The sequence below is a fragment of the Metallosphaera javensis (ex Hofmann et al. 2022) genome (assembly GCF_022064045.1).
Taxonomy (GTDB): Archaea; Thermoproteota; Thermoprotei_A; order Sulfolobales; family Sulfolobaceae; genus Metallosphaera; species Metallosphaera javensis.
Genome location: NZ_JAKNCW010000016.1, coordinates 1 through 22,534, shown reverse-complemented (window position 1 = coordinate 22,534; position 22,534 = coordinate 1). Strand labels below are relative to the sequence as shown.

Sequence of the window (22,534 nt, the reverse complement as noted above, 5' to 3'; positions counted from 1 at the left end):
ACTCGGTGAACAGGCGCGAGTCGAGAAGGTCAATCTCTTACCTCCCATCTTGGTCCAGGTGTTTCTTGACGTAGCTTAGGCAGAGCTGACTTCTCGCGTCTATACCCTAGAGCTCAAGTTCGTTCACCGATCTGACCATGTGAGCAACCCCCAACGAAGAGCCGGACTTCCTCCACCTCTGGTCTCCAGTAACTCCTGCCCTCTTTCATGGCTAGGACGAAATTCGGCACCTCCATCACAACGCTGAACCCTGCCAGGAACCTTTACTTTGAGCAACACTCCTCTTCGTGCACTTACCCCTCGCGCACCCTAGGGCGTTCAGGTAATCCCTCCTCCACCTTAAAGCTCCTTCAGTTTCCTCAGCCACTTTTCCCTTCTCGTTATTCAAAACACGTATTACCTAGGTAAGAACGTTTCAAGAGCGAAGGAACTGACGTCAAGTTCAGGGAAATGCTACACGTGGTTCGGTCTCACCACGCGAATTCGCCGAATGAATAGACCGCAAAACCTACCTAGGTTATTCGACAGCGAAACGCGGAAGGAACGCGGGAACTACCTTCGGAATAGCCGTACCGAACGAGATTCCAGCAAAACCCTTATTAACTATCTTCCACAAAGGAAGATACAAGTACTAAAATGGAGGATAGTACATCAGTAAGGTATTACAGTAGATTCATAACAGATGGGCTTGCCAAATCACTCCTGGATGATATATCTGAAAGGACGGGAAAGCCAAAGACTGCAATCCTGGAAGAACTGGGTATGAGCAAGGGAACCCCCTACAAGAGATTGGGAGAAGACAGCAAGGAGAAGATATTGAGAAAAGCGTTGTCAACGCTGGATCCGGTAGAGGTCCTTGAGGAGGTAGCTAATGATCTCCTGGCACTACACAGTAGATTGATCCTTGAAGTAGCCCTTGACCTGCTATTGATGGGCAAGGAAAGAGGTAAGGAGGCATTAGAGGAGATATTGAACCTTGAAGACTACGAGGAGATGCTGAACAGAGTTAGAGCACAGTTGGAGGATGTTCTTTCCGCCCAGACAAAGTTAATGAAGCAATCGGCTCACGCATGATTAGTGAAGAGGAGATTGAATAAACCCCCGGAGGATTCTTGTTGAGGCATAGTTCAGGGAGTATCTTAATGGGGTTGACAGGTAAAGGTGATGCCTCTGTTATTAAATAAATTAAGTTATAACAAATATAAAAAAAGGTTTAGCGTGCCATGCTTTAATCTTGGGTCACCAGGTGTGAGATCTGTGAGGTCAGACACTGGTATTCTAGTCAAGGCTTAAAGAATGGTTTCACAGATCATTTCACGCCTAACATCTCCCCTAACTCAAGGATTCCGCGTGTCATTCCCAGCCCCAGTTTTACCCCGGTCTCCAGCTCCCCCTTTGTCACGACTCCCTGGGATATTAACCATCTGGCCTCCTCAACTGCTCCCCTAAGAAGCTCCCTGGGATCTGGTCCCCTGTCGGCCCTAACCTCAGGTTTCCCCTTACTCCAGTCATAAAATCCCTGTCCAGACTTTCTTCCCAGCTTCCCGGCCTTCACCATCCCCTCCAGAACTTCACATTTGAAGGGAAATCCCCTCCTTTCAGCCTCTCTAGATATGTCGTAATTCACGTCCAATCCCGTGTAGTCCAGAAGCATTATGAGACCCATGGGCATCCCCAGCTCCTTCATGGCCACGCTATCAATCTCCTGGGGTGAATACTGTGACAGGAGGTCACAGGCAGACGTGAAGAGCCTGAAGAGGATCCTGTTCACAACGAATCCGAACACGTCCTTCCTAACGGGTAGGGGATACTTTCCCAGGGATTTCACTACGTCGAGAGCATCGTTGAACCTTTCGTCAGACGTTAAGTCCCCCTTTATGACCTCCACCAGCTTCATGAGAACGGGAGGGTTGAAGAAGTGCATTCCCAGGAAACGCTCGGGATTCCTCACTGACTTAGCTAACTCAGTGATGGGAAGAGAACTGGTATTGCTCGCAATTATCTCATCAGTGAGGGAAGAAACCTTACTCAAAACCTCACCCTTCACCCTGATGTCCTCGAACACTGCCTCAATCACCATGTGATCTCTTGCGTCCCCCAGATCTCTGGAGGTATGTATCCTGGATAGCACAGCGTCTGGTTCTCTGACGTTTCCCTTCTCCTGAAGCTTGTGAAGGGACCATCTTATCCCCTCCATTGCCTTCTTCAGTGCCTCCTCCCTAACGTCGTAGAGCATCACCTCGTGACCGGCCATGGCAAAGACCTGTCCAATTCCGCTTCCCATGACCCCCGCTCCCACCACGTAAACCTTCACTTCAATACCACCCTCTTGGACTTACCCTCAAACCTTGGAAGAGTACCCGGTGAGACGAAGTCCACCTCGGGATTCACGAAGGTAACGTTCTTGATGTCCGTAATAATCCTTCTTCTCAGTTCCTCCGAGGGGGATGTGGTCTCCACAAGCAGGAGGAACTTCTGGGGGTCCCTGGTTATCACCATCTGATATTCCATGACCTCAGGCATCTTCATGAGAACCTCGTTCACAGCAGTGGGATACAGCTTCACGCCCTTGTAAAAGATGACGTCATCTGACCTTCCCTTCATGATCTCCACCTTGGGGAAGGGTATTTCGTCGTCGCTTTCCACCATCTTGGTGATGTCCCTGGTTCTATACCTGAGGAGGGGCATGCCCTCCCGTGTCAGATGAGTGAAGACCATCTCACCTTCCTCTCCCTCATCCACGTTCTCTCCCGTCTCTGGATCTATTATTTCCACCAGGAAGTGATCTGTCCAGATGTGCATGAACTCGTGGTTGTCGTTGGGACACTCCTGGGCAACTCCGGGACCTATGGCCTCCGTGAGACCATATATCTCCCTAGCTCCTCCTCCCCTGGATAGGAGACCCAGCTCTTTCTCTATCCTTCTTAACATCTCGGGAGTCATGGCCTCGGCTCCGGGTATGGCCAACCTCAGGTTAAGGTCCCTTTCGGGATCAAGACCTGCCTCCCGGACCTTCTCCGCTATAACCAGTTCATAGGAGGGAGTTCCCGTGATAACTGTGGCCCGGAAGTCCTTCAGGGTCTTGACAAGGGCCTCGGTTCTTCCGGTGCTCCACGGAATCACCTTGGCGCCAATTTTCTGCGCCCCCAGGTGAAGTCCCATTCCTCCCGTGAAGAGACCATAACCGTAAACGTTGGCAATCACGTCCTTTCTGGTTACCCCTGCAGTTCTCAGGCTCCTCGCAACCAGATTTGCCCACAGCTCCACGTCTGCTGAAGTGTATGCCCCAACTGTGGGAACGCCCGTGGTTCCGCTCGTCATGTGCCAGCCCACCACTTCCTCCAGGTCCACGGTCAGGAACTCTCCACCGTACGGGTAACCCCTCTCCCTTAGGTCGCTCTTGGTGGTGAAGGGTAACTTCCTTAGGTCCTCCTTGGTGCGAATATCCTCGGGTGTCAGGTTCCTCTCCCTGAATACCCTCCTGTAGAAGGGACTTCTTTCGTAGGCCCTCTTCAGTGCCCTCCTCAGTCTGAAGGCCTGTACGTTCTCTATTTCCTCTCTGGTTAACGCTTTTGGATCCGTCTCGTCATACATCAAGAATCTCACCCACAACCCTCTTTCCGTCAGTGACCAGTTTCACGGTGGAGTTAACCCTTGGGTTTCCCCTGATCCAGCACATCAGGTCCACCCCTTCGTCCGTCCTGACTATTCCAATGACGTAATCCTCCTGGTTTTCATATCCCTGTGGTTTGGCCTTAACCAGGGTGTACGTCATGAGCTTTCCCCTGTTGGAGAGCTTCACCCACTCCAGGTTGGAGGTGTTGCACAGTGAGCAATCCCTCTGGGGTGGATAGTAAAGCGTTCCGCATTTACTGCACCTAGTACCCCAGATCTCATTTCTAGTGAGGCCCTCCCAGAACTTTTCATATCCCTTCTCAGGAACCGCATACCTCAAGTGTAATGGGATGCCTTCCATGGAATCACCTCGACAGAATACTCACGTATGCGTAATGACCGGTCCCTCCCACGTTGTGAGTGAGGGCAACGTAATTCTTGAACTGCTGTTGAACTGGACCGGCCTCCTCCCTCAACTGTTTGGTCACCTCATAAATCATGGACAGGCCCGTGGCACCCAGAGGGTGTCCCTTGGCCTTGAGTCCTCCGAAAAGGTTCACCGCAACCTTTCCTCCTCTCTCCGTTTGGCCCTCCTTCAGGAGGATTGCACCCCTACCCCTCTCCGCAAATCCCAGGTCCTCGTACGCCATTATCTCCGCAATGGTGAAACAGTCGTGAACCGTTGCGTACTCTACGTCCCTGGGAGATCTCTTGCTCTGAGCGTAGGCCATGTTAGCGGCGTCCCTGGCTGCCCTCAGACTTGTCCATTCTCCCCTCCTGGCAATACTGGAGGTATCGCTTCCGTAACCCATTCCCTCAATCCAGACCGGGGTATCAATCTTCAGTTCCCTTATCTTTTCCTCCGACGCGAAGAGCACCGCCGCGGCTCCGTCGCTTATGGGGGAGGAGTCCAAGAGCTTTATGGGCCAGGATATGACCCTGGACTTCAGCACGTCCTCCACAGTTACCCTGTTCCTCAGGTGAGCCTTCTCGTTCATTGAAGCGTACTTGTGGGCCTTAACGGACGCGAGGGCCATATCCTCCTCCGTAGTCCCGTAAACCGCCATATGCCTGGTTGCATAAAGTGCGTAGTAGGCAGGGAATGTTGTTCCGTACATGTGAAATTCCCACTCATAGTTTCCGCCCCTTCCCCCTATGGCCAGAGAGGTCTGGGTGTCCACTTCAGTCATCTTATCGAAGCCCACGGCCAGAACCAGGTCCACCATACCCGAGGCGATGGAGTTGATTGCGGTGAATGCTGCCGCCGATCCCGTGGCACACGCAGCCTCCACCCTGATGGGGCTCTTCCCCGTGAGTGAAGAGTACTCAGAGACTGGAGGAGCCGGATAAAGTTCCACCCCACGGTAAGCCGTGCTTCCCGCAACCACAAGATCCACATCCTTCTGGGTGATCCCAGCGTCCTGAAAGGCCTCCCTTATGGCCTCCCAAGATAGTTCCCTCACTGAGACGTCATCTCTTTTTCCAAACTTGGACATGCCAACTCCTATAACACCTACTCTCCTTCTCATCGAGTAAGTTTTACATTGGAACTATATATGTTTTCTTGATAATTTATATAACTTCAAAATCATGTGTGTTGATAATGTATGTTTTTCTTTCACTTTAAGTCATAAAAATCATTTCTGGTAAATAAACCTTAAACAACGTCAGGTTAAACCTTGAGGGTGGTTTCGTCTCTCCAGGGAAAAGGTTACAATAACTCCTGAACGCAAACAGTATACATTTGCTTCAAGTTTTATATATATGCTTCAAAATCTATCTCAATGTCTCTACTACAGATTCGAGATCAGGGACAGGTCTCCCTCATATCACTGTCTAGACCTGATAAGCTCAACGCACTGAGCCTTGAGCTTAGGAGTGAACTTCTCAGTTCCCTCAGGCGATTTAATTCTGACCCAAACAAGCGGGTGGCAATCCTTACTGGAGAGGGAAAGGCGTTCTCCGTGGGTGCGGATCTGGGTTCCATATCTCCAGACCTTACGGAGGACCTGAGATCGTCGTTCTATCCAATCCTGAGGGAGATCAGGTTCTCCTCAAAGATATTCATATCAGCAGTGAATGGGGTAACTGCTGGGGCTGGAATAAGCCTCGCCCTAGCCTGTGATGTCAGGATAGCGTCTAGGGGATCTAGATTCGTCATGGCCTTCCATAACATTGGCCTCGCTCCCGACACAGGCCTCACCCTAATCCTGGCCAGACTTGGTGGTACGAGGTTCCTGGACAGGCTTCTTCTGGGAGGTGAAATCTCAGCTGAAGAATTGGAGAGAGATGGAATAGTGAAGCTTTCGGACGATCCTGTTTCCGAGGCTCTTAAACTGGGTGAACAGATAGCCTCTGGACCCTTCAGGTCTTACGTAGCCTCCAAGAAACTGATAAACAGGGCGCTCTATCACGACCTTGACGAATACCTGGAATACGAGTCCGCAATGCAGGGATACCTGGGGACCACGCAGGACTTCAAGGAAGGAGTGAAGGCGTTCCTGGAGAAGAGAAAGCCCAGTTTCAGGGGTGAATAAAGTGAAGACAGTGATAGTGGAGAAAGGGGAAATTGGAATAATCAGACTGAACAGGCCAGAGAAATTGAACGCCATTAACATGGAAATGGTTTACGACATGGTGGAGGCATTCAATGAACTCAGATCTCAGTCCAAGGCAGTGATCATCACGGGTAACGGAAAGGCCTTCTCTGCAGGGGCTGACGTCAAAGAAATGTTGGAGATGTCCATTGAGCAGGTAACCAGGGAGGGACATATGCCCCTGTGGGATGCCATGAGAGGGTTCAGGAAGCCCATCATTGCCGCAGTGAACGGTGTAGCTGCAGGGGGAGGGCTTGAGCTCGCAATGGCCTGTGACATGATAGTGGCGGGAGAGAGCGCAAGGCTGGGTCAGCCCGAGATCAATCTGGGAATTATACCAGGAGCAGGTGGGACGCAGAGACTGACCAGAACTCTGGGGAAATACAGGGCGATGGAGATGGTACTTACGGGGAAGCTAATCACGGCCTGGGAGGCATACAGGATGGGGCTGGTGACCAAGGTTGTGCCGGATGAGGCACTCATTCCGGAGGCAATGAGACTGGCCAGGGAGATTGCAGGAAAGTCCGGGTTCGCAGTGGAGATGGGGAAGGAGGCAGTGAACAAGGCGCTGGAAACCCTTCTCCAGCAGGGACTGGACCTGGAGAGAAGGAACTTCTACGTGACGCTGGTATCTCAGGATGGTAAAGAGGGTATGAGGGCTTTCATAGAGAAGAGGAAGCCAGAGTGGAGGACGTGATCCCTTCCCCAGACATCACAACATTACTTTCTCCACGAAACATTTAGTTAAGTTAAAGAACATTTATATATTTCTGGTCTCTAATATATTAACGTGATTTAATGTCTGAGATTGATTACACTCTGGATCCAGTTTACCCCGAGCCCAACGTTTACCCTCCAAGATGGAACTTTGATAACGAGAAGGCCTGGCAACTTTACAGGAGGGCGAAAAGGGAACAGTGGGACGAGGAGGACATAAACTGGGATAAGGTCAGGGAGATAGCCTCCGGATTGGACAGGAAGCAGAGACTCGCCATTGCGTACTGGTGGTCCCTTCTCTCCAACTTTGACAACGCGACGCCGGTTTTCGCCCATGCGGTCATCAAAGGATTTGAACACCACCTGGACACAGCGGTGAGGGGGATTCTAACCACCATAACCTATGACGAGAACAGGCACAACATGGTCTGTGGACTGGCCATTGACTCCATGATGAAGGGATTTCCATTTCAGTTCAAACCCCAGGATGACCTGGAGAGGAAGGCCATGCTGAACGTGGAATGGACGTGGTATAACGGTGCCAGGTACTGGAAGGCGTATCTGGAGGCATACAAGAAGTACACGCTCGATGTCCTCTTCACCTCCTTCATGATGGGGGAAGCTGCAGCCACCACGGTTTTCACAACCATGTCCAGAGGAGCGAAACTGGAGGAGTTCTCCAAGGCGTTCCGCAACACCGCGGTGGATGAGACCAGACATTACGCCTTTACCCACCTGATCATGACTCAGGGAGCATCTAGAATGAGTGACGAGCAGAAGAAACTGGTAACAAAGCAGGTGAGGGCTGGCTTTGTTTTCCTTTCGCTGATCACCTACAGACCGCCAAAGGAGTTCTGGAAACTTCCCCCGTGGTTTGAGGAGGTTAATGAGAGGATGGAGGATCTGGCCAGAAGCGCCGGGTTTTACATCCCTGAGATCAGGGAGAAGGAGGAGGCATGGAGGACCGCAGTGATAAGAGTAGGATCGACCCTGGCCAGGTATGGGGTGAAGATGCCATCCTTCCCTGAGTTAGGAGTCACGGGAGAGGAGGTGGAGGTATCGGAGGAGGACTTCGTTCCCATCTTCTAATCAGGATCGCTGGGGTCTCCTTCTAAAAATTTTACCTCAGGCAGGGGAGCAGAGAACACCGGGCAAAAACTTACACACTACCACACTCTGGAATATCCTTAAAAACATTGGAATGGAGAAAATCACGATGAAAATTGCCTATGTATTGATCACTGTTGTTCTCGTCTCCATCTTCGCCTTGATAACTGTGAAACAGGTGGATTCCATGAGAACCACGCCACTGGGAGAGGGAGGACAGATATACGAGGTCAATAACGGGTTGACAACTCTCTACCTTGTTCTGAACACCACTAAAATAAGCCCCGGCGAAACCATCAGGATCACCGCAATGATGTTCTATGATGGTAACCAACCCATGCTGATCAATGCCACACACTCCAATCTTCCATCACCCTATCCCTGTGGAGATCCGCTCCTCGTTGGACTTGAGGTTTTCAGGGGGTACTACACCTCGAGCAATGTAACTGATGCGAGGCCTCTCCTTCTGTACAAGCCTGGCCCGTATTTCTGTCCGGTGATCATGGTGGCTAACCAGTACAGGTTGATGCCATTGAGTGATCATATGCGACTCATTTTCCAGGGGAGAGTTCTGGAAAATGTGAGTAACGAGATATCATTGAGCCTGAGCGGATACTGGATCACCACCAATTCCAGCACTCCGTTTTCCGGTAACTTCACCACATTCCAGGCTGGAGTATACACGGTTGAGGCGGTTGATTATTTCAATCAGTCTCTATTTGAATATTTTACGGTGGTCTAGCCTGACATGATTAGAACTGTCTAGTAAGGTTCAACTAATTGGACAATAGGAGCCTAGTTTTCGCAATTCTCATGATATTTTAGAAACGTTCAGAGGGAATCGATCATAGTGTCAGCAAATTTGTATAAATTCGTCTTATGGCGTCGTGAGTTCGCACTAAAACTCCTTAAAAAAGTTAGCACAACGCTATGATAGTTCTTATAGCCACAATAAGATAATTTTACAGGATAAGAAAATTGTATTTGGAGAAACCTTAAAAAAAGAGTTTTCTAGATCGCCCCATGAATCTCGCCTATCCGATCATCGTGCTGGTTGTGGCCTCGATCTTGACAGTGCTCGTGATACATGTGGAATTGACATCCAGTGTTATCTTAACAGGAAAGGGAGGCCAAACCTATACCCTCAATAACGGTTACATAACACTTTACCTGAATATGAACACCACTAGGATAACCCCTGGAGAGACCATAAGAATCACCGCGCTGATGTATTACAACGGTAATCAACCCATTGTGGTTAATGCTGTCGACGTTCATGTTCCATTACCCTACCCATGTATCGTTCCTCTTATGATTGGTGTAAACATATTCAAGGGATACTACACCAATGCCACCATTTCAAAGGGTACTCCCTTACAGCTCATCAAACCAGGTGTCTACGACTGCCCTGCTGTGTTTACTGACGAGCAGTACATGCTAATACCGCATAGCTATCAATTACAGGTGATTTGTCAATCAAATGTAATAGAGCAGGTAGGAAATGATTTCTCCATTAACGTTAGAGGATACTGGATACCCAATAACTCAACCTTTCCCTTCCCATCCGGAAACTTCACGGAGTTTCAACCTGGGGTTTACACTGTTCAATTGGTAGACTACTTTAATCAGTCATTGCTAGCCTATTTCACAATAGGTTAAATGGTGAGACATAATATACTTTCTTAACAAAGTGATAAATATCATGAAAGCATCTCAAAATCAAAATTGAGCCACGAAAGTCTACGTCAATGATGCTAACCTTAGGAAAGATCAACTAAGACTGGACATGAAGGTAAGATATTCCTTCTTCTCTGGATAGCTGTCAAAGTTCACAGTTCAATCACCTTAGCGTATCTTAAGGTCTAGGGAATTTAATGCGATCACCCGATACGAATTTATCGGTTAGGCAACTGTCAAAGTTCTACGACTGAACCGGTACCTTTTTCCTTCTCCGGAAGAGAAATGGAATAAGCACTACCTGTAAAAGACCTACTATAAAGAGGGTAGTTGAGAATCCTGCCTGCGCGTAAAGAAAGGGTAAAAGCAGACCCGCCACGCCGTAACCGGAATCTCTGTAGAGCCTGTAGTATCCAAGCGCTTTTCCCCTGGACCCTTCGCCCACCCTGTCGTTTACCAGCGCTATTAGGTTAGGATATATCATGCCCATGCCTATGCCCTCAATAAAGGAGAAAAACAGGGGAGAAAGGAGAAAGTTCACGAAACCCGCAAACATCAATGTTAGGCCTAGACTAACAATGGTTGCCCGGGAAAAGTTGTCCGCCAGATACCCGAAAAGAGGCTGTGATAGGGACCACGTGAGTGTATACACCGCAGTTAATTCTCCAACATACACTAAGCTGTACCCTCTTATTAACAGGTAGATGGGTATTACTACGAAAAACGAGGAATCTACAAATTTTTCAACAAGACCTATCACACTTATAGGCGTAATTTCTCGATAACTCTCCTTTGTAGGAGGATCCCGGATGAGCTTCTTGGTCTCCATGACAAAAAGTGAGGTCAACAGCGCAATCACCGATATACCAAGAATAACGAACATACTTACGGAATATTCTCTACTGGCTACAATATTTCCCAGGGCTACCCCAAGGTAACCTGACATCTCATTGATTCCGGTAGCCAGTCCGGCCCTACTCTTTCCGCTTAAATCTATTTGCGAAGTTACGGAAGTGGTCCAAGTTAACGCTTGGTTAACTGCTAGGAGGATTGTGACCATTATCACTATAATGGGGTTTATCCAGATGACCAGTACAAGGGAGGCGATGAGGGCTACTATCCAGCCCATTATCTGCAACCTTTTCCTTCCCATGACGTCTGATAACCTCCCGGCAAGAAAATTGAATCCTCCTTTTACGAAACCAAAGGCAACCAAAGGGAGTAAAATGGATAGCTCCGCTGATAAACCCTGTTCCCTCTCCAGAACGGGAATTACTATCCTCAATATTCCTAGGAATAATCCCGTGAAGAACACTAAAAATGTAAATAGTATAAATTGATTCTTCATTGATGGTAACTTATTTAACCTCTAAAAATTGGTTATTCACTATGGATAGTGAAATACACGAAAGACTACTGGAACTCGGTCTCTCTGACTACGAAGCAAGGGCATACCTTGCACTTATGAGAAAGTGTGCCGGTACCATGAGGGAGATATCCAAGGAATCAGGCGTGCCATACCAGAAAATATACCAGGTATGTGAGCTTTTGGAGGAAAAGGGGTTAGTTAAGTTAATACATGGAAGGCCCAAGAGGGTCAAGTTAGTGGATCCAGAGATCTCGCTAAAGGCCTACAGAGAAAGGCTGGTAGATAAAATAGATAAATCAATCTTGTCCATAACCAGCTCGTGGAAGAACAATAGGAACAAGGAGATAGACAGGAGTATCCACGTGAGAGGGGAAAGAGCGGTGGTAAAACTGGTTAAGAAACTGGTAGAAGGATCAAGGAAACTTAGCGTAATTTACGATAAACCTCCCGAATGGCTTGTTAAAGCTCTTGAAAAGTATCGAGGAGAATTGACGCTTGTCACCACCGAGCCCGTTCCCACTATAAAGGGAAACGTGAAAAGAGTACCCACGCTGAGTTCCAGGTTCATGATTCTAGACGATTCCCTAGCTGTGACCTTCAGCGAAGATGATGGAGAAGTGGAGATAATCCTCGATTCGTGTAAGGGATGTCTCTACCAGGTCAAAGAGCATTTCAGTCTTTTAACTTCCATGAGTGAATAACTCTTATTTAATCCCATAAAAATATATTACTTAATGATATTTAGGCAAATATTAGCTAAAGATGGAGGATGTCTAACTTACGTTTTCGGGTGTACACAGTCCGGTGAACTGTTCGTTGTGGACCCCAAGTACGAGCTTATTGATGAGATACTGAAGCTATCGGATTCCCTGAAGATGAGAATAGGTTACATCTTGGATACCCACACTCACGCAGATCATATCTCTGGAGCTAGGAAGCTTGGATCAATTACCGGAGCTAACGTATACTATCATGAAACTTCTAGGGTTAGATTTACTGTTGAGAGGGTTGGGGACGGAGAGGAAATTAGATCAGGGAACACAAAGGTCAAGATAATGTATACACCTGGGCACACCCCAGATAGTATATCCCTTTTGATATATGACAGAAGAAGGGACGAGAGCTGGAGTGAACCATGGGCAGTCCTCACTGGAGATACTCTCTTCGTAGGATCCGTGGGAAGGGTAGATATAGTTGGGGAGAGATCAGAGGAACAGTTATTCCATAGTCTAAGAAAATTAAAGGATCTTCCAGATTACGTGGAGATTTACCCGGCTCATACCTCAGGCTCTGCCTGCGGATTCGGAATTAGCGGAAAACCTGTTTCCACAATAGGATTCGAGAGAAGGTTCAATCAGTTGTTTGCGATAGAGGATAAGGAAACGTTCATAAAGAGAATGGCGTTAACAAAGATGCCTAGACCCATGGAGTTTAAGGAAAACATTGAGCGAAACCAAGAAGGAGTGATCTGAGAGAAGGGGCCTGGCTTGGTTTGTTGTGTATTTCACGTTAAAGGCTCCTTAAATACACAACAATATGGGATAGCCCCAGAGAAGTATTTGGAGGTGGGACCAAGTCACTCCGTGTTGGCGTAATCCTTCAGATACCTCTTCGCTATCTTGTAGTGAACTTGGTCCACGAGCTGATCCCTTAACCTGATCGCTCCTCTTCCCTCTTTCATGGCCCTTTCATAACTTTCCACTATTTCCCTGTACCATTCCAGCTCCTCCCTGGATGGAGAGAACACCGAATTGGCAATTTCCACCTGGCTGGGGTGAATCACCTGTTTCCCCGAGAAGCCCAAGCTCCTCGCCGTCCTAGCCTCTGCCCTGAAGCCCTCTGCGTTTTTCAGATCGAAGTATACCTTATCCACGGGATCTACGTCATAAGCCCTGGCTGATGTTGCTACCCTGGTCATGACGTATATGTTCCCCTCATACCCTCTTATCTCTCCCTGGGCGTGAAGAGCCAGGTCTGCTGCGCCGTAAGAAATTGCCACAACGCCCTCAGACCTGACCAGATCCTCTATCTCCATCAGACCCCTGGGCGTTTCCACTATGGGCTCAAGCAACTTTCCCGTAACCTTGTGTACGAAATCCAGCGAGCCCTCGGCCTTGGGAATCAGGACAACGTCAACGGGCAGATCTGAAACGAACAGGAGGTCCCTCAATCCGTCCTTGGTGGTCAGCTGATTTATCCTAACGCATAGTTCCTTTCCCTTCCATGAGTATGCTGAGAGGGATCTCTTAAGTAACTCCCTCGCCTTCTCCTTGTCCTCCGGAGGGACTGAGTCCTCTAAATCAAATATGATGGAGTCTGCCGGAATCTCCAAGCTCTTCAAGATCATGCGTTCATTAATGCCGGGAACGTAAAGCTGAGATCTGCGTTTCATAACCAAGTATCAAAACTTTCGATTAAATATTAACTAGCTCCTCTGCTGGTCCATCGCTATAGGCTTCCCAAGCCGTTGAAAACTGTTTCCATAAAGGTGTGAAGTTTAAATACTCTGCATTCAATATATTTCTTAGATCCCTACCCTAGATGTGGATGATAAATTCCCGAATAGTGGTGGGGGAAGGAAAAAGAAACATAAGATGTGGGGGTTTCCTCACCGTAAGGTGAGTGGGGTTATCCCCCTAATGGGAGTGAGAAGGATGAGCGGTTCAATCCGCGACTTCGGTGAACTCCAAGGGTCGAGAATTGAATACAAAGTTGAAATTCAATGAGACCCAAACCCCTCTTCAACTCCACTATGACGGTAATTCATAAAAATGGGAACTCCGAAGAGCACAGATGAAACTGAAGTTACTGATCCTGGCGTTTATGGTGATTATTGTTGCAGTTTCCGTCATATCACTTGTTATGGTCCTCCACACCTCCAGCGGGAAATTCATTTCCACCTCGGCCCTGGACAGCAAACTGGGCGGTAGGTGGACATTGGTCAATGAAGGTTACATAAGTGACCCCACGGGAGTATCCCCCATCATAGAGATGTTATCCAATAGCTCAATGAGGACGCTCTACGCCTCCTATTATTCCCCGGAGGTCAACCTGACAATCCTAGTATTCCAGTACGCGTCAACATCTAACCTTCCAAAGGTTGTGAGCTTGATAGGGAGTATCTATAGGGATCTGAACTGGTCAGTGAGGAACGTCACGGGCCAGTTTAACGGCATATGCGTGGGTTCCACCCACTACCAGTACCTCTACGCCTACTACAAGAACTACATCATCCTAGTTGTCCTCAACGGAACAGTGAGGCCTAACGAGTCCTTGGAGGTTGCCAGTCTGCAACAGCAGGCCCTAGGCTGAACCGGGCTTCAGATAGAAGGCGTTCCCTATTCCCTTCACCTTGTTCATGATGTTTAAGGCCTCCTCATTCCAGTACCTTTCTCCCTTGATGTCCAGCATCATGCCCAGAACCCTCTGGTCCTCCACCAGTGCCACCGCTAACCAGCCACGTCCTATGGACGCCGATGTGATCAAGGTGAGGCCTTCATACCTGAAGATCTCTGGGGAAAGACCATCCGTGGAGACCTGTTTAACGACCCTATCAAACACGGAGTAGAGGAAGGCCACAAACCCCATGTCCCTCATCATCTCTGGTATTTTTTCACGATGGATTAACCCCTGAAGATAATTCTTGTTCATTATGGGATCGCCCAGTTTTAGCATCACAAAGGAAACGTAATCACCCATGTTGTAGATCTCATACTTGCAATTCATTAGCTTCGCAACCTCGGGAAGCGTCACATCTACGGCGGCAGGATGATCTACCAGGATCTCCAATTCTTCCCCAGGTCTCATCCTGGTGAGCTCCTTCTTGGCTGCAATCTCAGGAATGGGACACTGCTCGCCCCTGACGTCCAGATGTCTCCTGACGAAGGGCTTCATCATGGAGATTAGCGCTATGGGTTCCTGAGTTCTCCCCTTTCCCATTTTGCATATGGACTCCGCGTACTCATTTAAGTTCCTAGAAATTCCCTCCTCCAGGGAGGACTTCACCATCTCGTTTGACGCCTCGACCTTTATCCTCACCTTTATGTTATCCCCCTCCATGAACTCCATATGGACCATGAACTTACCCTGTTCCTCGTATAGATCCAAGGTATTCTTTCCCACCTTCACGAGAACTGGAAAGGATATCTTGCCCAGCTTTAACTTGGCAGAGTAGCCCCAACTCAGCCTCCTGACGTCAGATAGCATGTAAAGCCTGTGGTATCTCTCCACATCCAGGAGTTGCTGAAATTCCCTGACCCTTAATACAACCGAAGTTTCCACATTATTAATTAGTTTTTCAGATATATAAGTATTTTTTATTATCAATGTAAGGTTAGATCAAGGGATATAAGATTTTGATCAGTGAAAGAAGAAATAGCTCAGCGTGACCATCGGCGTCGCCAATCGGGTGTAATCCCCCGTGCTCATGCAGTGCGCCAATCTTAGCCTAGCCTGAAATTATCCCGTCGACAAGACTGTGGCTAACCCCCACATGAACATATGAATGATTTATCATTTAAATCATTGATATTCAAAACATTTATAAATAAGCAAATAATCTTAAAAAGTATGGTCAAGAAAGATTCCTGTGGTTGCGTTGTGGAGAGGAAGTACGCATCTGACTTCCTCATGCGAAGGTTCTATGCCCTCAAAGGCGAGAAGGGATTCAGACTGGTGAAGAGGGTCAGTCTTGACGATCAGAGATGGTTTGAGGTATACGAGAGGGGGAATGAGATAAGGTACAGGTCATCTGAGTGCCCGCTCGTGGTCATAGGGTTAGAGGCACTCCTAGAGGCTAGAGAGGAGGGAGTTCCCCCCGAGAAGTGGAGGGATGTCCTTGGGAAAGTGAAGGGACTACAGATCAACCCACTTCTGGAGAGATTGGGTAAGGAACTAGCCAAGGTGTCAGGGATTGAAGAGGGTAGCATACATAGTTGAGTCCAACCTGGGATCCTATATCCTGGGCCAGATGATTGTACCGCAGCTTGAGGAGGGAAGACACGGGGTGGATGTGAAGGGAATGTTCTTCATCCACGATAACGTCTACATTCCCATGAGGGATAATCCGTTGGGACAGAGGTTAGAGGCTCTAGCCATGAGGGGAATATACCTTCAGGCTTGCGACCAATGCGTTTACATGAGAAACCTTGCAGATAGGCTCATTTCCTCTTGTAAAATCGGATGTTTCCCGGACTTTTACAAAGCGGTCATAGACGAAGTTGACCTGGTTATTACTATTTAATAAAAAATAAAGCAAAAGATAGAAACTAGTTATAAATACGCTATTTTTAAAAGATGCTAGGATTCCTTATGAATGAGAGAGTATGAACTATAAGATGTTGTTAATAGTTGGAATAGTCGTGATCCTTCTTGTGGGAATTGGGGCAGCTTACATAATGATGAGAAGTAGCACAAGCCCCTCTACCTCGAGCACCAGTACCACCACCAGTACCACGACTACCTCTACCTCGAGCACCAGTACCACCTCTACCTCAACTCCGAACAATAACTTCTATTTCCTCGCCCTGACTCAGAAGGGGATAGCCCAGGTACTCAACCCCTTCAGTAGCAGTCAGAGTTTCCTAGGTTTCCAGAGGGTGGAGAACATTTCCACTAGTGTTCCCACACAGGTGTATTACTGGGAGGAAGTACCGGTTGGAGCTTCGTTGAAGTACATGTTCATGCCCTTGAATAACGGAACCGTTTTCGTAATAAACACGACCAACTTCAAGGTAGTCAAAACCCTACAGGTGGGATCTTCTACGGGTTTCATTGGAGTGGCAATTTCTCCAAACGGCGAGTACGCGGCCATAGCGGATGGTCCGTCAGGTGAAGTTCTCGTGATTAACATGCAGACCCTACAGACTGTATGGAAAGAAACCTTTGTTTCACCCACAGGCAAGACATATTATCCATGTGACGTAAGATGGACTCCAGATGGCACGGAACTTCTGATACCCATGAGGTTCAATAACAGTATTGATATAGTAAGTGCAACCAATGGCTCAGTAATACTTGTGAAACCCACTAGCCTAGGCTCCCAGCCCTACATGTTAAGCCCCAATGAGCAGGGCACGATGGTTGCGGTTGAGTTTGCGGGCAATGACTCGGTAGGGTTCTACTCCTTACCTAACCTTCAGCTGATGGGAATGGTACAAATGCCCAAGGGATTAACAGCTCAAAGAGGCGTTTTTACCCCCAACGGTCAATACTACCTTGAGGCGCCCAGCAATAATGACACTGTGGTGGTGATCTCTACATCCAACTTCCAGATAGTGAAGGAGATAGCTCTGCCACAAATTTCGCCTCCCGGTCTGGCGGACATAGAAATCACTCCAGGTGGAAGTTATGCATACGTAGTCATTCATGGAAGCGTAAGCGCTGGAGGCATGATAGTTCTGATTTCCCTGTCGACGCTCTCAGTGTCCTACACCCTACCCCTGACTACCGCACCTGCCATTGTGATACCCATAACTCAAAGTATGGGAACCTACCTCGTGGATCAGGTCATGTTACCTCCCGTAACTGGACTCCACTGCTAAGGTGTCCGTATGAGACCAGTTAATCCTTTTTTCTACGTATTTCTATTTTTTAATGCCACAGTATTTTTACCCGTGGTTATTAACGGTATCCGCGTTGCTGATGTATGGTACTCTCCACTTGCAGATACGGGCCAGATTACCTTTATCAAACCTTTTCTTCTGTTCGTGATCGCGTATCTAGTGGGCTCCATCCTAGCGGGAATTTTCCTATATAGAGCCAGAAAGGGCAGATTTATTCTGGTCCATGGGCCCATGAGATTGAGAGCCGTTCTCAGGGCCACGCTTAGGGACGGGGTTGGGAGAGGCATGGTGGTGGTGTTTGTGCCTGCTTACTACATCAGTTTTCTGATAGTGTCTGGGTTGCTCCTGATTCCCAATCTCAACGTGAGCTCCTACTTCACCGGACTCACGGCGATAACGTATCAGGGAGAAGGTATCCCCATGATTGGGAACTTGGTACTTAACGTTCCCCTCTTGCTCTTGGGGGCGCTTAATGATCTGGTCCTGACATTGTCACTCATTTTCTCATATTACGTTATGTCTCTTCTCTACGTCTCCAGTTCAACCATGAAATGGGCAGTTCCCAAGTCACTTCGTATGGGAACCCTTAACACTACTGCTGGTTTCCTGACAGCCTCGATACCGTCCATCGGAACCGTTGCTGGAATATGCTGTCTATCGCCTACGGCTATGAACTCGTTACTGTATCTCCTTTCGGGCTCATATCCTGCCCTGACCAAGGGAATTACATGGAAGTACGGAACCTTCATAGCAGGGGCATGGACAGGAGGAATCCTTCAGGCAATCCTTCTGCTCTCTCCCACAATAACCGGGATGGTACTCTTAGGTGTGGGAATCTGGCAGATAATGGTTATATCCTCTCAACTGGTTAAGAGGTCGATGAGCCTTGAAGTCCCTGAGAGATGAATCCAGCCTAGAAAGACTGATCCTGAGGATAGCTGTCGCCTCAATCTGGCTGGATGCCGGCGTGCTCAATAAACTCCTCAATCCAGGTTTCCTTAATCCAGGTTCCACGTCATACATAGGTTTCACAGTTCAATACCTAGCCGAGGGTTCCCCCATCAGGGGCTTTCTCTACACGGTGGTCTTCCCGCACGTCTACACCGTAGGTGTCTTGGTTATGATAGGTGAGATAAGCTTTGGGATTCTCACCCTCCTGGGATTCATGTCTAGACTGGCGAGCACTGTTGCCCTCTACACGAACCTGATCTATTTCCTGTCCGCCTACTGGACCGGGGCTGAGGAGTACGGGATCAACCTCCTCCTCATGCTCCTTAACCTCTACCTTGTGTGGAAGGGACCAGGTCAGTTCTCGCTGGACGGTGTTATCTCATCACGACTCAAGCTCCTCCAGAATCCCATACCCTGGGCCATAGCTGGCACGCTCATATACGCGATCGTGATACTTTATCTTCTAATTTACTAAATTTTTACTCTATTTAAAAAACCGTTTAAAAAAGAGCATAACTTAAAAGAATCCTGACGTAAATGATCTTGGTGATATGATGTCATCCGAGCCCCTAAAGATAAAGGAACCGGACGATCAACTTGACGTGATTGGAGAGTCCTGCCCCGTACCTGAGATGATGGCCAGCAAAAAATTGAAGAAGATGAAGGCTGGTCAGGTCCTGGAGGTAATAACGGACCACCAGCCCGCTGTGGATGTAACGTTACCGTCCCTTTGCAAGAACATGGGCTATCCCTATGTGGTACTGAAGGATGGTGACGTTTACAGGTTCAGAATTCTAAAGGTGGGATAGGGTTGGCAACTCCATCAATGATACTTCAACCCGTTTTTTCGGAGTCCTGGGCCCTCATATTTGGGCTGTTTGGATTGAGCGGTTTCATCCTGGGCTGGGTAGCCCAGAGGGGAAATTACTGCTTTGTGAATGCCATGACCTCGATCTTCACCACAAAGAGCTTTGAGAGATTTGGGGCACTTCTCATCCTGTTTGGACTAACAGCCCTGGGAACCGGGCTACTTGTGGCCTTTGGTCTCATTCCCCCTGTGGATCAATACTTCAATAATTACTTTGCAGGATGGTACATACTCGTGGGTTCATTCATCTTCGGTTTTGGAGCTGCATTGGCGGGTGGATGCAACCTTTCAATGCTCTATAGGGCCAGTAGCGGTTACGTACAGAACTGGATTGAGCTGTTTGGAATGATGATTGGAACCTACATTTTTGCGGTGGCCATTTGGCCCTTCCAGTCCTACACCATGGAGAACGGGATCCTCTCCACCAGTGCAGGGGGCTATGTGGAGTACCTGCCCTACGTTCTCTTCCACTCCGTTTCCAACATGTCAGTCTACATTACCACGATGATAGTTGCCCTTCCTCTTCTCTTTCTGGGAATTTATCTTCAAATGAGGACGAGAAGCAAGTGGGGCAGGTCAGTGAGCATGAAGGGACCTGGACTGAGCGCTGTTGGGATGAAGGCATTACCGGGATTGCCGGGTCCATCCGCGCCCTCAATTCCCTCTGGGTTGAGACTGAAGCAAGAAGCTAAGGATATGTTGCTTCTCAAAAAACCCTATGGCACAAATCTCTCCACAGTTATCTTGGCCCTGGACATGATCTTCGTGTTCATAGTGGGGGCAGGATATACCTTTAACTACCTGGTGATAACCTCCTCGGATGGAGGGAGGTTCTTCGAGTACATTCTCATGCCCCTTGGAATTAACCTGTTCACCAACACTCCCTGGTTCAACAGTTCTCTTCCCATAGTTGACCCCAGCACCCTTATGGTGGTGATGCTGTGCGTAGGCGCCTTCTCTGCTTCCTTCCTGAGCGGTGACTTCAAGATCAGGATACCCAAGGACAGGAAGAGATTAGCCATAGGATTCGTGGGAGGCATGCTTGTTGGAATAGGTGTGAGGATGGCCCTGGGTTGCAACGTTGGTTTAATGTGGACCAACTTTGGACAACTGGGTTATGACGGCTACATCTTCCTGGGAGGAATGCTGGCAGGAGTTTACCTAGCCGTGAAGGTACAGGAAAAGCTGTAGGTGAGAGCATGGAGGAAATGGAGAAATCCAAGTCCAAGGCAAAACCCTACCCCGTGAGAAGGGTTATAGGACCCTTAGTGCTTTCACTGTTCGCCATTGCCTGGTATCAGTTCAGCAAGATTTACCTAACAGGAGCAGATAACATTGCACTCAGCAAGGCAAATTTCCTAGTTTATGTTCCCCCAGACCAGTTGCAGGGATATCTTGAGGCTACTACATGGATCTGTTACGTTGTGGTTTACGTTGGTCTGATGATGTTCTGGGTCTCCCTCGTAAAGTATGTTCAGTCTAAGGAGGCTGGATCATGACCGAAATGTACTCATTCATGATGATCTCAGGCGATCAGGAGAAGATGATGATGGGAGTAATCACCGCAATAGGTTACGCCTCAAGCGGGAACAGGATATACATGTTCTTCACCATGGATGCGTTAAGGGCACTCACAGCAGAATCAGAAAAAATTATGCTCAATGGGACTAAAACATTAAAGTACTATCTTGATAACCTCGTGGAACTGGCCGGAGAGGATCTGGAGATAACGGCCTGCGAGTTCGGAATGAGGGTCAAGGGAGTACATGAGGAGGATTTCGTGTATAAGGTGAAGGTTGGGGGAGTCTCTGAGTTCGCACTGAAGAGCTCACAGTCTAAAGCCACACTTATTTTTTAGAATTCCAACTTAACTTATGAATCTTAAAACATTTGTGTTGGGCCCTCTCAATACCAATTGCTACGTTTTATGGGATGGTGGAGAGGCACTGGTCATTGATCCTGGAGGTGATCCTTCACAGGTGATAGAGTTCTTGAAGCGCAATAATCTCAGCCTCAAGTACATTATTGCCACTCACGGCCACTTCGATCATGTGTTGGGAGTGAAATCCCTGAAGAGAGTTGGGGGAAGGTTCCTCATGAACCTAAAGGACGTTGATCTAATGCCACTTTATTACGACTGGAAGGAACTTCCCCCAGAACCTGACGATGAATTGAGCGACGGTGCCGAACTAAGGATAGGTAGCCTTACGGCAATGGCTATCTCAACTCCAGGTCACACCATGGGAAGCACTTCCATCCTTGTGGAGCAATCTCTGTTCACTGGAGACACCCTCTTCAAGGGAACCGTAGGGAGATATGATCTAGGAGGTGACAGGGACTCCCTTAGGGCCACTCTGGAAAAGATTAAAACCATGAAGGTCACGGATATATTTCCGGGACATGGAGAGAAATCCACGTTGAGGGATGAGATAGTTTCTAATCCCTTCCTGAACGGAGTGCTTGGCCCAGATGATTGGTAGCTTACATGAACGCCAAGTAACTCACCTTATCTCCGTGGTCTAAGAACCAGTATCATGGTCCGGTAAGTGTAAATCTGCGTTGGCAACGAAAAATGTATGGAACCACTTCATAGGTAGTATGGTAATAGACAGTCAACGACTATTATCAAGACTCACTATAGGAATGATTATAAATGAATAACAATACAATTTTCACAATGGACAAGGCCGAACTGCTGAGCAGACTGCTTGTGGAACATGGAATGCCCACAAGAGGTTTTGAGAATATAGAGAGGGGAGTGAGGATCAGGTTCATGGACAATAGTTACGTCGATATAATGGATTCAGGCATTACTCTACTTTACATAGCAAGGAGGGTTGGATGCGAGAGGGTTCTTGAGTTAAGGGATAGGATCAAGGAGTATCTTACCAGACTATCGGCTCTCAACGTGATAGCAGGAATCGAGGTACTGAGTGAGGGATGTTACCTGGCACTGCTTCGCAAGCTAGATCTGAAGATTTCAATGGAGCATGTGTAGCACTTTTCGGAACTTACCTCAGGCTGAACAGTTTCTTGGTATCACCCACCTCAAGGTAAAGGGTTTTAAGCA

The 22,534-nt window shown here is 48.1% G+C and carries 28 protein-coding genes; 20 read left to right on the top strand and 8 right to left on the bottom strand.

What is annotated here, in order from left to right:
• Window positions 1–235: 235 nt before the first annotated feature.
• Entirely contained in the window at window positions 236–388 is a 153-nt protein-coding gene (locus tag L3N51_RS09730; RefSeq protein ID WP_238026961.1) for a hypothetical protein, read from the bottom strand.
• A gap of 248 nt (window positions 389–636) precedes the next feature.
• On the opposite strand from L3N51_RS09730, the gene L3N51_RS09725 reads away from it, so the two are divergent.
• Window positions 637–1,074 carry a hypothetical protein gene (locus tag L3N51_RS09725; RefSeq protein WP_238026960.1) on the top strand — a complete coding sequence of 146 codons (438 nt, stop codon included), beginning with the start codon at window positions 637–639 and terminating at the stop codon, window positions 1,072–1,074.
• A 235-nt stretch (window positions 1,075–1,309) separates the two neighbouring features.
• On the opposite strand, the gene L3N51_RS12690 is transcribed toward L3N51_RS09725, so the two are convergent.
• Genes L3N51_RS12690 through L3N51_RS09705 form a run of 4 tightly spaced genes read right to left on the bottom strand, consistent with a single transcriptional unit; the run spans window position 1,310 to window position 5,144 of the window.
• A complete protein-coding gene (locus L3N51_RS12690) occupies window positions 1,310–2,314 on the bottom strand; it encodes a 3-hydroxyacyl-CoA dehydrogenase (protein WP_238026959.1) in 1,005 nt (334 codons plus the stop codon).
• The gene (locus L3N51_RS09715) at window positions 2,311–3,594 is read right to left on the bottom strand and encodes a phenylacetate--CoA ligase family protein (RefSeq protein WP_238026982.1); all 1,284 of its coding nucleotides are present in this window, start codon (window positions 3,592–3,594) and stop codon (window positions 2,311–2,313) included. The genes L3N51_RS12690 and L3N51_RS09715 overlap by 4 nt, the downstream gene beginning before the upstream one ends.
• Window positions 3,587–3,976 (bottom strand): Zn-ribbon domain-containing OB-fold protein, encoded by a 390-nt coding sequence (locus L3N51_RS09710; RefSeq protein WP_238026958.1) that lies wholly within the window; start codon window positions 3,974–3,976, stop codon window positions 3,587–3,589. Before L3N51_RS09710 ends, L3N51_RS09715 begins: the two co-directional genes overlap by 8 nt.
• A 4-nt stretch (window positions 3,977–3,980) precedes the next feature.
• Window positions 3,981–5,144: a thiolase domain-containing protein gene (locus L3N51_RS09705; protein ID WP_238026957.1), complete on the bottom strand. Its 1,164-nt coding sequence runs from the start codon at window positions 5,142–5,144 to the stop codon at window positions 3,981–3,983.
• A gap of 255 nt (window positions 5,145–5,399) precedes the next feature.
• Here L3N51_RS09705 and L3N51_RS09700 point away from each other — a divergent pair, with 255 nt between their 5' ends.
• The 5 genes from L3N51_RS09700 to L3N51_RS09680 all read left to right on the top strand — a co-directional run bounded on the left by L3N51_RS09700 (window position 5,400) and on the right by L3N51_RS09680 (window position 9,695).
• Complete coding sequence (locus tag L3N51_RS09700; RefSeq protein ID WP_238026956.1) at window positions 5,400–6,152, top strand: enoyl-CoA hydratase-related protein; 753 nt, start codon at window positions 5,400–5,402, stop codon at window positions 6,150–6,152.
• A gap of 1 nt (window position 6,153) precedes the next feature.
• Complete coding sequence (locus tag L3N51_RS09695) at window positions 6,154–6,909, top strand: enoyl-CoA hydratase/isomerase family protein (RefSeq protein ID WP_238026955.1); 756 nt, start codon at window positions 6,154–6,156, stop codon at window positions 6,907–6,909.
• A gap of 101 nt (window positions 6,910–7,010) precedes the next feature.
• Window positions 7,011–8,018 carry an aminobenzoate oxygenase gene (locus L3N51_RS09690; protein WP_238026954.1) on the top strand — a complete coding sequence of 336 codons (1,008 nt, stop codon included), beginning with the start codon at window positions 7,011–7,013 and terminating at the stop codon, window positions 8,016–8,018.
• Window positions 8,019–8,145: 127 nt separating this feature from the next.
• On the top strand, window positions 8,146–8,778 hold the full coding sequence (locus tag L3N51_RS09685; RefSeq protein ID WP_238026953.1) for a hypothetical protein: 633 nt from the start codon (window positions 8,146–8,148) through the stop codon (window positions 8,776–8,778).
• 281 nt (window positions 8,779–9,059) lie between these two features.
• Window positions 9,060–9,695 carry a hypothetical protein gene (locus L3N51_RS09680; RefSeq protein WP_238026952.1) on the top strand — a complete coding sequence of 212 codons (636 nt, stop codon included), beginning with the start codon at window positions 9,060–9,062 and terminating at the stop codon, window positions 9,693–9,695.
• A 262-nt stretch (window positions 9,696–9,957) separates the two neighbouring features.
• Here the strand turns inward: L3N51_RS09680 and L3N51_RS09675 are convergent, their stop codons facing one another.
• Window positions 9,958–11,061 (bottom strand): MFS transporter, encoded by a 1,104-nt coding sequence (locus L3N51_RS09675; protein WP_255776269.1) that lies wholly within the window; start codon window positions 11,059–11,061, stop codon window positions 9,958–9,960.
• 41 nt (window positions 11,062–11,102) lie between these two features.
• Here L3N51_RS09675 and L3N51_RS09670 point away from each other — a divergent pair, with 41 nt between their 5' ends.
• Window positions 11,103–11,783 carry a TrmB family transcriptional regulator gene (locus tag L3N51_RS09670; protein ID WP_238026950.1) on the top strand — a complete coding sequence of 227 codons (681 nt, stop codon included), beginning with the start codon at window positions 11,103–11,105 and terminating at the stop codon, window positions 11,781–11,783.
• A 33-nt stretch (window positions 11,784–11,816) separates the two neighbouring features.
• Window positions 11,817–12,554, top strand: coding sequence for an MBL fold metallo-hydrolase (locus tag L3N51_RS09665; RefSeq protein WP_238026949.1), 738 nt, complete (start codon window positions 11,817–11,819; stop codon window positions 12,552–12,554).
• A 104-nt stretch (window positions 12,555–12,658) separates the two neighbouring features.
• Here L3N51_RS09665 and L3N51_RS09660 read toward each other — a convergent pair whose 3' ends face one another.
• Window positions 12,659–13,474: an HpcH/HpaI aldolase/citrate lyase family protein gene (locus L3N51_RS09660; RefSeq protein WP_238026948.1), complete on the bottom strand. Its 816-nt coding sequence runs from the start codon at window positions 13,472–13,474 to the stop codon at window positions 12,659–12,661.
• A gap of 401 nt (window positions 13,475–13,875) precedes the next feature.
• Here L3N51_RS09660 and L3N51_RS09655 point away from each other — a divergent pair, with 401 nt between their 5' ends.
• A complete protein-coding gene (locus L3N51_RS09655; protein ID WP_238026947.1) occupies window positions 13,876–14,394 on the top strand; it encodes a hypothetical protein in 519 nt (172 codons plus the stop codon).
• Here L3N51_RS09655 and L3N51_RS09650 read toward each other — a convergent pair.
• On the bottom strand, window positions 14,386–15,363 hold the full coding sequence (locus L3N51_RS09650) for a sulfurtransferase TusA family protein (protein ID WP_238026946.1): 978 nt from the start codon (window positions 15,361–15,363) through the stop codon (window positions 14,386–14,388). The two genes, L3N51_RS09655 and L3N51_RS09650, sit on opposite strands and share 9 nt — an antisense overlap.
• Before the next feature lie 288 nt (window positions 15,364–15,651).
• On the opposite strand from L3N51_RS09650, the gene L3N51_RS09645 reads away from it, so the two are divergent.
• The 11 genes from L3N51_RS09645 (at window position 15,652) to L3N51_RS09595 (ending at window position 22,462) form a co-directional block, all read left to right on the top strand.
• Entirely contained in the window at window positions 15,652–16,020 is a 369-nt protein-coding gene (locus L3N51_RS09645) for a hypothetical protein (RefSeq protein WP_238026945.1), read from the top strand.
• Window positions 15,995–16,324 carry a DsrE-related protein gene (locus L3N51_RS09640; RefSeq protein WP_238026944.1) on the top strand — a complete coding sequence of 110 codons (330 nt, stop codon included), beginning with the start codon at window positions 15,995–15,997 and terminating at the stop codon, window positions 16,322–16,324. Before L3N51_RS09645 ends, L3N51_RS09640 begins: the two co-directional genes overlap by 26 nt.
• A gap of 82 nt (window positions 16,325–16,406) precedes the next feature.
• Window positions 16,407–17,624: a YncE family protein gene (locus L3N51_RS09635; protein ID WP_238026943.1), complete on the top strand. Its 1,218-nt coding sequence runs from the start codon at window positions 16,407–16,409 to the stop codon at window positions 17,622–17,624.
• A 9-nt stretch (window positions 17,625–17,633) separates the two neighbouring features.
• Window positions 17,634–18,551, top strand: coding sequence for a hypothetical protein (locus L3N51_RS09630; protein ID WP_238026942.1), 918 nt, complete (start codon window positions 17,634–17,636; stop codon window positions 18,549–18,551).
• A complete protein-coding gene (locus tag L3N51_RS09625) occupies window positions 18,532–19,071 on the top strand; it encodes a TQO small subunit DoxD (protein ID WP_238026941.1) in 540 nt (179 codons plus the stop codon). Before L3N51_RS09630 ends, L3N51_RS09625 begins: the two co-directional genes overlap by 20 nt.
• 79 nt (window positions 19,072–19,150) lie before the next feature.
• Window positions 19,151–19,405 carry a sulfurtransferase TusA family protein gene (locus L3N51_RS09620; RefSeq protein WP_238026940.1) on the top strand — a complete coding sequence of 85 codons (255 nt, stop codon included), beginning with the start codon at window positions 19,151–19,153 and terminating at the stop codon, window positions 19,403–19,405.
• 17 nt (window positions 19,406–19,422) lie between these two features.
• Complete coding sequence (locus L3N51_RS09615; protein ID WP_238026981.1) at window positions 19,423–20,655, top strand: YeeE/YedE family protein; 1,233 nt, start codon at window positions 19,423–19,425, stop codon at window positions 20,653–20,655.
• Window positions 20,656–20,663: 8 nt separating this feature from the next.
• On the top strand, window positions 20,664–20,963 hold the full coding sequence (locus tag L3N51_RS09610) for a hypothetical protein (RefSeq protein ID WP_238026939.1): 300 nt from the start codon (window positions 20,664–20,666) through the stop codon (window positions 20,961–20,963).
• The gene (locus tag L3N51_RS09605; protein WP_238026938.1) at window positions 20,960–21,322 is read left to right on the top strand and encodes a DsrE family protein; all 363 of its coding nucleotides are present in this window, start codon (window positions 20,960–20,962) and stop codon (window positions 21,320–21,322) included. The genes L3N51_RS09610 and L3N51_RS09605 overlap by 4 nt, the downstream gene beginning before the upstream one ends.
• A gap of 16 nt (window positions 21,323–21,338) precedes the next feature.
• Window positions 21,339–21,944 (top strand): MBL fold metallo-hydrolase, encoded by a 606-nt coding sequence (locus tag L3N51_RS09600; protein WP_238026937.1) that lies wholly within the window; start codon window positions 21,339–21,341, stop codon window positions 21,942–21,944.
• 197 nt (window positions 21,945–22,141) lie between these two features.
• Window positions 22,142–22,462: a hypothetical protein gene (locus tag L3N51_RS09595; RefSeq protein ID WP_238026936.1), complete on the top strand. Its 321-nt coding sequence runs from the start codon at window positions 22,142–22,144 to the stop codon at window positions 22,460–22,462.
• The last annotated feature ends 72 nt before the right edge of the window (window positions 22,463–22,534 follow it).